The organism is Aeromonas sp. OTU364, assembly GCF_038440395.1.
Lineage (GTDB): Bacteria > Pseudomonadota > Gammaproteobacteria > Enterobacterales > Aeromonadaceae > Aeromonas.
Genome location: NZ_JASATR010000022.1, coordinates 17,690 through 26,879 on the forward strand (window position 1 = coordinate 17,690; position 9,190 = coordinate 26,879).

General features: G+C 63.9%; 10 protein-coding genes. All 10 read right to left on the reverse strand.

Going from position 1 to position 9,190, the window contains the following annotated elements; translation table 11 throughout:
• Positions 1 to 5: 5 nt before the first annotated feature.
• Positions 6 to 1,910, reverse strand: a complete 1,905-nt coding sequence (locus tag AAHB08_RS18385) for a BglG family transcription antiterminator (RefSeq protein WP_342059722.1) — start codon at positions 1,908 to 1,910, stop codon at positions 6 to 8.
• Positions 1,911 to 2,016: 106 nt separating this feature from the next.
• A complete protein-coding gene (gene dagF / locus AAHB08_RS18390) occupies positions 2,017 to 2,757 on the reverse strand; it encodes a 2-dehydro-3-deoxy-phosphogluconate aldolase (RefSeq protein ID WP_342059723.1) in 741 nt (246 codons plus the stop codon).
• A gap of 217 nt (positions 2,758 to 2,974) precedes the next feature.
• Positions 2,975 to 4,090 (reverse strand): DgaE family pyridoxal phosphate-dependent ammonia lyase, encoded by a 1,116-nt coding sequence (locus AAHB08_RS18405; RefSeq protein ID WP_342059724.1) that lies wholly within the window; start codon positions 4,088 to 4,090, stop codon positions 2,975 to 2,977.
• Complete coding sequence (locus tag AAHB08_RS18410; RefSeq protein WP_342059725.1) at positions 4,074 to 5,213, reverse strand: amidohydrolase/deacetylase family metallohydrolase; 1,140 nt, start codon at positions 5,211 to 5,213, stop codon at positions 4,074 to 4,076. Before AAHB08_RS18410 ends, AAHB08_RS18405 begins: the two co-directional genes overlap by 17 nt.
• A 42-nt stretch (positions 5,214 to 5,255) precedes the next feature.
• Complete coding sequence (locus tag AAHB08_RS18415) at positions 5,256 to 5,906, reverse strand: DUF4310 family protein (RefSeq protein WP_025328524.1); 651 nt, start codon at positions 5,904 to 5,906, stop codon at positions 5,256 to 5,258.
• A gap of 11 nt (positions 5,907 to 5,917) precedes the next feature.
• A complete protein-coding gene (locus tag AAHB08_RS18420) occupies positions 5,918 to 6,694 on the reverse strand; it encodes a DUF4311 domain-containing protein (protein WP_139438898.1) in 777 nt (258 codons plus the stop codon).
• A 25-nt stretch (positions 6,695 to 6,719) separates the two neighbouring features.
• Positions 6,720 to 7,016: a DUF4312 family protein gene (locus tag AAHB08_RS18425; RefSeq protein ID WP_139438896.1), complete on the reverse strand. Its 297-nt coding sequence runs from the start codon at positions 7,014 to 7,016 to the stop codon at positions 6,720 to 6,722.
• Positions 7,016 to 7,381, reverse strand: a complete 366-nt coding sequence (locus tag AAHB08_RS18430; protein WP_139438894.1) for an SFCGS family glycine-rich protein — start codon at positions 7,379 to 7,381, stop codon at positions 7,016 to 7,018. Before AAHB08_RS18430 ends, AAHB08_RS18425 begins: the two co-directional genes overlap by 1 nt.
• The gene (locus tag AAHB08_RS18435) at positions 7,382 to 7,744 is read right to left on the reverse strand and encodes a transcriptional regulator (RefSeq protein ID WP_202047354.1); all 363 of its coding nucleotides are present in this window, start codon (positions 7,742 to 7,744) and stop codon (positions 7,382 to 7,384) included.
• A 313-nt stretch (positions 7,745 to 8,057) separates the two neighbouring features.
• The gene (gene degS, locus AAHB08_RS18440; RefSeq protein ID WP_139438890.1) at positions 8,058 to 9,179 is read right to left on the reverse strand and encodes an outer membrane-stress sensor serine endopeptidase DegS; all 1,122 of its coding nucleotides are present in this window, start codon (positions 9,177 to 9,179) and stop codon (positions 8,058 to 8,060) included.
• Between the last annotated feature and the right edge of the window lie 11 nt (positions 9,180 to 9,190).

Consider the following 9,190-nt stretch of genomic DNA (forward strand, 5'->3'; position numbering starts at 1 on the left):
TGCCGTCATGAGCCGGCGCGCGCCAGCGCCTTGAAGTCGTAAAAGTCCCGACAAGCCAGCAGATTCCTGCTGGCTTTTTCGTTCATCAGCGCCAGAAACAGATCGTAGAGCCCCATCGCCTCCTCGTAGTCCGCCTTGCTGATGGCGAGCACGAAGACGAGGGTGGCGGTCTCGCCATTGCCCCAGTCGATCCCCTGAGGGGCCAGCACGGTATAGACCAGGGTGCGGCGGGCCAGCAGGCCGAGGGAGTGGGGCAGGGCTATGCCCTCTCCCAGCATGGTGGAGACGATGCGCTCCCGCTCGTGCAACGACCCCCTGAAGCCCGGCTCTACCAGCTGCTCGGACTCCAGCTGGTCACAGATGAGGCCAAACAGCTGCGCCTGGCTGAGCGGCTCTGTGACCACCATGAAGTGATCGGCATCGAAGTACTTGTCCAGCAGGTAGGGGCGGGTGCGGTCGATCAGCACCAGCTTGCCGAGCTGCTCCAGCTGGTATTGGGTCGGGAAGGGGGCGACCTGCACCACGGGGGCGTTCTTCTCGCTCACCTTGACGGTGCTGATGACAAAGTCCTGCGCGATGTGCACCAGTCCCTCGTAATCCCGTACCGACTCCAGGCTGGTCAGCTGCAGCTGGGGGTACTCCCGCCGGATGCGCGCCTCCAGTACCCGGAAGGTGGCGTTGCCCGCATCGCACAGGAGCATGGCCTGGGGACGACGGGTGTAGCCGATGTCATGGTGGCGCTCCAGGCCGACCCCGATATGGATCACCAGATAGCCTATCTCGTGATGGGTCAGCCGGTAGGGGGTCTGCCTTATCCACTCCGAGATGGCGGCCAGGGTGATGTCGTAGGCGAGGGGATAGTACTGCTTGATGTGGTCCGCCAGCGGGTTGTGGCTGCCTATCTGGTATTTGACCCGCAGCAGCATGGCGCTGATGTGGGTCTGCAGGTCGGCCCGCAACTGAGGGTCGGCGCGCAGATCATAGGGGTAGTGCTGGTGGATGTAGGTCAGCAGATGCTCCACCAGCTGCTCGCTCTCGGCGGCCATGGCCGGGCTGAGCTGGGGGGTATCGGCAGTGAGGCGGGCTTGGATCTGGATGGCGAGGCAGGCGATCTCCTCCTCCCCCGGCGGAGTCAGGGTCGGCAGCTCGCCATAGATGTCGCGGGCCACCGCGGCCAGGGTCTGGGTGATGTCGTCGCTGGCAAACTCGCGCAGCTCGTGGCCCGCCGCCTGACGCAGCAGGGCGACGGCACAATAGATGGCGAGCTGTTGCAGGCTCTCGTCGGCGAGGCGCAACTGATGGCGGCCGAGCTGATCGTGAATATGGTTGCCCACCACTTCCAGGGTCTTGCTGGGGCAGAGTGTGGGCAGCAGGCTCTGCAGCGGCTGGTTGTTCAGCAGCTCCTGACACAGCAGCTGGGTCAGGCAGGCACGGATCGCCGTCTCGCTCCCCTGGATGCGCATGCCCAGCCGTGGCTTGCTCTCTATGGTGAGCCCGAAGTGGGCGAGCCGCTCCCTCACCTGTGCCATGTCTCCCTGCAGGGCCGCCCGGCTCAGATACCAGGTATCCGCCAGCTCATCGAGCTTGATCCCCTGCTCCGCCGTCAGCAGCAGGATCTGCAGATGCAGCACCCGCTCGCGACTGGTGCGCGGCAGGCTGCTCTCCTGCTCCTGTGCCGCCAGCAGCGCATCAAACAGCCCCTGATTGTAAATCTTGAGCTGATAGCCGGTGCCGCGCTGGTGGATCAGGTGGGCGCCCTGGGTGGCGATCAGTTCGTTGAGGGTCGCCACGTCGGTGCGCACTGTGCGGGTGGAGACATTGAGGCGACGGGCCAGCTCCTCCTGGGGCAGCGGCTCGGCATGGAGCTGGGTCAGCAGTTGATGGAGCCTGGGGTGGGGCAGCTTGATCATGGGGTGAGGCAAGACTCCTGTTGCGAAATAAAGGGTCGATGTTAACAAGGGGGTCATCAACAAGCCAGACACCGGCCAGTGATCGGACCGGTGCCTGCGGGTGTCGTTATGCCAGCAGCGTCTTCACCGTGGCGAGCAGGGTGCGCACGTCCTCGGGGCGGGTCTGGCCGCTCTCGCTGTCGATGATGGAGCTGTAGACGTGGGGGATCACCTTCTCGACCCCGGCCTCCAGCGCGATGCGCACTATCTCCTCGAAGTTGTCGAGATCGATGCCGCCGGTGGGCTCCAGCCAGAAGCCGTGACGGGCACAGGCCTCGGCCACCGCCCGATACTCGTCGCGGCAGGCCAGGCCTCCCATGGGGAAGAACTTGACCGAGCTGCCCCCCATGTCCTTGAGCAGGGCGATGGCGGTGTCGATGGGCACAATCCCGTCCGGCTGCTGGCTACTCAGGGGGCCGGTGGAGATCTTCACCATCCCCGGCGTGCCGGTGGGAGAGACAAGGCCGTTGACCAGGGTGTGAGGCTGGCCGAGCAGTGCCCGGCTGGGGCCCACTCCGGTGAACACCTGGTTGACGTGCTGGGGCTGCAGCTGGCGAGCCAGCTCGGCCACCATGGCGGACTGGCGGGGATCGCCAGCGCCAAGCCCGATGGAGAGGGCGTTGTCGATAAGCCTGGCGTATTCACCCATGTCGGCGACGGCGGAGGGCACATCCGGATAGTTTTTCGAGAGCACGCCGACCAGCACGTGCCCCTCGGCCGCCTCATAGATGTCGACGGCATTCTGTTTGGAACCTGCCAGTACGTTGAGGCAGACCCGATCACGGTAGTAGTTGGGAACAAGGGACATCAGTGATCCTCCTGAATTAGATATGGTCTTGGACGACGGCATGCTGTTTGGAACCCGCTAATACATCGAGGCAGACGCGATCGCGGTAGTAGTTGGGAGCAAGGGACATCAGTGATCCTCCTGAATTAGATATGGTCTTGGACGACGGCATGCTGTTTGGAAACCGCTAATACATTGAGGCAGACGCGATCGCGGTAGTAATTGGGGGTAAGAGACATCAGTGGTTCTCCTGAACGAGGTTGGCAATGGCGACATGGATCTGGTCGAGCTGGGGCAGGGTGACGCTGCGCACGTCGATCTCGATGTGCCCCTCGTTGGCCTTGTAGCCGCGGCAGTAGATGGCCGGATTGCCCTGCTGCAGGCGAGCCACCAGTTGCACCGTGGTCATGCCGATCTGAGCGTGGTCGAAGGCGATGTCGGTGCGGGCGATATCGCGCCCGGCGCTGTCCCACACCACCCGGGCGGTGACGCCGGGCAGCAGGTTGAGGCGCTCGATGAAGGACGCCATCTTGGCGGCCATGGCGGCGCCGCTCTCCTGCTCTTTCTCCAGGTAGCGCTCTATGGCGTGGGTCAGGCCGAGGATCCCCTCCTTGCCCACCTTCATGGCGCGGCCTATGCCGTTGGCCTGCTGCTTGACCCACTCCACATACTGACGCTTGCCGAGCACCAGGCCGCTGGTGGGCCCTTCGATGGCCTTGGCGCCGCTGTAGATGACGAGATCGGCACCCTGGCTGTAATAGAGGCGCAGATCCTCTTCCGCCGCCGCATCGACGATGAGCGGGAGCCCGTGGGCTCTGGCCACCTCGGCCGCCTCGGCCACCGACAGAATGCTCTTCTGCACGCAGTGGTGGGACTTGATGTAGAGGATGGCGGCGGTATTGGCATTGATGACGGCAGCCAGCTGGGCGGGGGAGCACTCGTTGGCATAGCCTGCTTCCACCACCTTGCCGCCCCCCAGATTGACCATGGTGCTGACCGGCGCGCCGAAGTTCACGTTGTGACCCTTGGGCAGCACTATCTCGCTTGGCACGGCATGGGCATGGGCATGCAACTGCTCCAGCCGGTAGGGATCGCCGCGCACTATGACGGCGGCCACCGACTGGGCGATGCCGGCACTGGCGCAGGAGACCACGACGGCGTCTTCCACGCCGAGCAGATTGGCCAGGTAGGCACCTGTCTTGTTGACCAGATCCTTGACCTCGAAGTAGTGGCCCAGGCCGAAGTTGACCGCGTCGACCACCTCCTGCTCAGGGGTGGAGACGCCGAGGATGGTCATGCGCCCGGAGGCGTTGATCACGGGTTTGAGCCGATATTTCTCATACACGGAAGGCATGGTGGGATTGTCCATATTGAGTGAGAACCAGGTCACCGCCGACCAGGGCGGCGAGGGGGTGCAGTTGCCGGTCGCCGCTGCGGGCACCGGCTTCGGTATCGGTAAAGAGAGTGGGGCCGCTGCTCACCTCGAACAGGGTCAGATCGGCATCTGCGCCCACCTCGAGTCGACCCTTGCCTGGCAGGCGCAGGGCGTCGGCGGCCTGGTGGGTGACGCAGGCAAGCACCTGCTCCAGGGTCATGCCGATGGCGAGAAACTTCGACATCACGTGGGCCAGGCTGTAGACGGGGCCCTTGATGCGGTTCTTGCAGTAGATATCCGAGCTGATGGTGTGAGGCAGTATCCCTTGCCGGATGGCGGCCTCCGCCACCTCGAAGCTGAAGCTGGCGCCGCCGTGGCCTATGTCGAGCAAGAGCCCCCGCTTCATCGCCTCGCGTACCGCCAGGCGCAGTTCGCCTGCCGGGGTCAGGATGCGGTTGGGCTTGCCGTTGAAGCAGTGGGTCAGCAGATCGCCATCTCCCAGCAGGGCGACTATCTCGTCGAGATCCGGCGGCGTGTTGCCCACGTGCACCATGAGCGGCAGCTGGCCATTTTCCCGCTGGATCTGCTTGGCCATGCGCAGGGGCTGCAGGCCGTTCTCGCCCACCACGCTGCCGCTCATCCGCGCCTTGATGCCGACGATGAAGGAGGGGTGGCGGCGAATGGCCGCCGAGGCGAGATCCATATCGAGGTCCCGGCTGTCGGCCAGCTCGTTCTGGCGCAGCAGGCCGATGCGGGAGATGTTGAGCAGGGCGTGGACCCGGGTCTTGCAGCCAGCGGCGAGGCGCTGGAAGTCGTCCACATCGTCGGCTCCCGTGCTGCCCGCATCGATGACGGTGGTGATACCGGACTCGACGCCCACCTTGTCCGGCTCATCCTGATAGATGGGGGAGGCGGGGTAGCAGTGGGTGTGGCCGTCAATCCAGCCGGCGCTCACATGAACCTGCCCGGCCAGAGTGAGGGTTTGCTTCGCCTCGGCGGTCTCTGGCAGCGTGCCTAGCGCCGCTATCTTGCCGTCCTGGATGGCGATGTCGATGAGCTGGCCATCTCCCTGGCGTCCCGCTCTGATGATGATGTCGTACATGCTGATGGCCTCTGGAGCGCCGCCCCGCAGGGCGGCGGATGGTTATGCAAGCGCAACCGGGAAGAAGGTACCGAGCAGCATGGCACCCAGGATGGCGCCACCTGTGATGGGCTTCTCCCAGATGTAGAACAGCAGCGCCCCCGCCAGGGAACCCAGCCCTATGGGGATGGAGGCCCCCATGGCGGAGAGGATGATCAGGGGGCCGAGGAAGCGGCCCGAGCTGTTGCCAGCCCCCATCATCACGTCCGCCCCGTAGGTGGAGTTGCTCTGGTTGATGGTGAACTTGCGCGCCAGGATGATCACGTAGCCGATGGCCAGCCCTATGGCCATGCCGGTGACCAGGGAGGCGCCGAAGTTCTCCACCGGGTAGACGATGCCGGCACCCAGCAGCAGGGCGGGCACCCCCAGGCCGACGCCGGTCTGGATGGCGCCGCCGATATCCAGGATCCCCACCAGGGAGCCCTCTATGATGCGGGCAAACAGGAAGCTGGCACCGAAGGCCGCGACCGCGCCGTAGGCGCCTGTGTCCATCCCGGCTTTGAGCATGGCGACGAAGGCCACCTCGTTGAAGGCGCCGACCCCGTACAGGTAGAACATGTGGGTCCCGGCAAAGACCCCGGCCGACAGCAGGCCGACGAAGATGGGGAAGGACCAGTCGGCATACCAGAAGTTGTTTCTCAGTTTCTCATCCATGTGGTGGTCCCTTATTTACTGCCAAGCAGGTGATGGACGTTTTCCAGCCACAGGGGAATGCCCAGGTGGAAGGACTCAATCAGTTTCATGTCGAAGCCGCGGAAGAAGCCGCTCAGCACGAACAGCAGCACTATGGCGCTCATCATCACGCGAGTGACGTGGTTCCAGCCGCTCTCTTCCACTCCCTTGCCGATCAGGATGCCAAGCACCAGGCCGGGGACGGCGTTGCCCATGATGAGCTGCGCCAGACCGCCGAAGATGGTGGCCCAGAAGCCGGACTTCTTGCCCGCCTCTATGGCGGCCAGCCAGAAGATCACCGGCATGACGGTGTTGACCAGCAGGTTTGCCGCCGGCACCAGCACCTTGACCGCAGTGACCTGCAGGGCCTCGGGCACGGCCGCCGCCGTGCTGTTGAGGAAGGCGACCACGATGGCACCTATGATGCCGCCGGCGATGGCCATCTTCTTCGGATCGTGCAAGGTAGTGGCGAGATCCCGGTTCTTGAACAGCAGTGCCGCCGTGGCCCAGTGCGGGATGATGCGGTGATCCACGTCCTGGGTGAAGGCGCCCGCCGCGACCGTGGAGGCCCAGGCGTTGAAGAAGAAGCCAAGACCGAACGAGAAGTGGGAGGCGGGATCCCCTTCGCAGGAGTTGAGCTCACCCAGGGTGCGGAAGGCACCCATGCCCTGTACGGTCGGGGCGTGGAACATCCGCGCCGCACCGGCTCCCACGCCGACGCCCACCAGGCCGCCGATGATGAGTGACTTCATCAAAATGATTAGAAACATCCAACATGTCCTTTTGGTTGTGGGGTTACGCCCTGGTGAAATCCACCTTGTCGACATCCAGGCTGCTGACCTTGACCCTGATCTCCAGCTGGACCCTGAACTCGCGGCGCTGGCGCGGCAGGAAGAAGAACAGGAACTTCTCCACCCGCACCGACTCCTCGGCCTTGATGACCCTGACCTCGAGTGGCTCGATGCGCAGCATCACCCTGGGGTTGTCCTTGAGCAGGCTGGATTGCACCTGACCGAGGGCGGCGGCAAACGCCTGCTGGCGGGTCGCCCCCTTGCCGTTGACCATGACCTGGGTGGTGAAGTCCTCTTTCATCAGGCGCGTCCGTGTTTCTTGGCGAAAGCCTCGACCAGCTTCTGGCCCAGCTCTTCCTTGTCCATGAAGCCGAAGCCCAGTACCACGCAGCCTTCGTTGATGGCGGTCACCCCCTCCTCGACGGAGCGCATGCCGTAGCGACACTTGTAGCCGTACTTGGTCTGGGCGGTGATGGCGCCGGCGCCGCCGCTGCCGCAGAAGGAGATGCCGAGATCCGCCTGCTCCTTGTTCATCACATCACCGAGCTTCATGTCGGCGGCCATGCCGGGGATGACGGTCACGCTGGCGCCGGCGGCTTCGGCCCCTGCTCCCACCTTCTGACCCTTGCCGAGACGATCTCCAATCACGAGTTTGATGGCTGACATTTAGATTTCTCCTTTGACTGAGCTGAGTTCATTTTCTTTGGCAACTTCGAAATGGACGGACAAGAGGTGGGCCTCTTCATAGGCCAGCCTGTCCAGCCAGCCGACCACCTGTTCGGCGAGGCGCAGGGAGAGGGGGGAGATCTCCTCGAACAGGCCGAGGTCGACCTCGGGCAGGGCTTCACCGCTGTGGGAGCGCCACACCATGGCCTTGACGTGGGAGGCGAGCATTTGCTTCTGCACCTCGTTGGGGATGATGCCCTGATCCGCCAGCAGGCTGTGGATGCGCGCCAGAGTGAGATCTGTCTTGCGCAGCAACGCCGGGCTGTTCGGGGTCAGGGCGGTGTCATGAGTGTCGGTAGTCAAGGTCTGCTCTCCAAGGCTGGCAGAAAGGATGGGATTACCTTAAGGCGGGGAAGAGGGCGGGAGGAGGCACTGTTTTTCCGATTCGAAATGGAAATCCCGGGCAATAAGCCCCGAAAGAGGCTGAATTTGTGGCAGCCAGGCGGAAAAGGAGGGATTAGCCCCGGCGCTGTGTGAGCGGGACCACAGTTTCACCCCACAGCCGCCCGGTCGGGCGCTGGTGGAAACTGTGAGTCATCTCACGTCAGGGAAGGGGGGGCTGAGGGGGAGGCACGAAAAAGGGGCCCTGATGGCCCCTTTGTTGGCTTCCTTGCCGTCAGCTGGCGGGTGATGCGCTGCTGGTGGGCAGATTCTGGTAGCGCACGTCTTCCTCTATGATGACGTCGACGTCAAGGGGCTTGCCATTGCGGATCACCGAGATGCGCAGTTTGGTGCCGGGGCGGCTCTCGACGATCTTGTCCATCACGGGGCGCACGCCGCTGATGGCCTCGCCGTTGATCTTGAGCAGCACATCCCCGCGCCTGAGGCCGGCCTTGGTGGCGGGCCCATCGGGATCCAGGCTCTCTACCACCAGACCCTGCAGATCCCCGAGATTCATCATGCGCGCCACTATGGGGTTGATCTCGACGCTGGAGATGCCGAGGTAGCCGCGAATGACCCGGCCATTGGCGATCAGCTCGTCCATGATCCGCTTGGCGAGCTTGTAGGGGATGGCGAAGCTGATGCCGTAGCTCTCCTGATTGCCGTTGAGGTGGTAGGCGGCGGTGTTGATGCCCACCAGGTCGCCACGGCCATTGACCAGAGCGCCTCCCGAGTTGCCCTCGTTGATGGCGGCATCTGTCTGCAGCAGGTCCTGCCGGCCGTTGCTGTCCGGCCCCATGCTGGAGAGACCGATGCGGCCGGTGGCACTGATGATGCCCTGGGTGATGGTCTGGCCGACGTTGTAGGGGTTGCCGATGGCGAGGACCACGTCGCCTACGTCGGGCAGGCGCTCGGGATCCTGCGGGATCACCGGCAGGTTGTCCGACTCTATGTAAAGCACGGCGAGATCGGTCAGCTTGTCGGTGCCGACCAGCTCGGCGCTGAATACCCGGCCATCCTGCAGCGCGACTATGATCTGGTCCGCATCGGCGATGACGTGGTAGTTGGTCAGTACATGGCCGCGCTGGTTCATGATGACCCCTGAGCCCAGCCCCTGTGGCCTCAGCTCCACCTTCTCGCCGCGATTGCCGGCGAAACTGCGGGTGTAGATGTTGACGACGGCAGGGCCGGCGCGGTGGGCGGCATAGGAGAAACTCAGTTCGCGGGCATTGGTGATGAGACCCGGCAGGGGGGCGCCGCCCCGAAAACTGGGAAACAGCAGCAACAGGAGCGCAGCCACGGTGAGGCCAAAGCCGACAGACTTGCCCAAGTAACTGATCAAAGGTGGGATTTTCATGTCATTCTCGT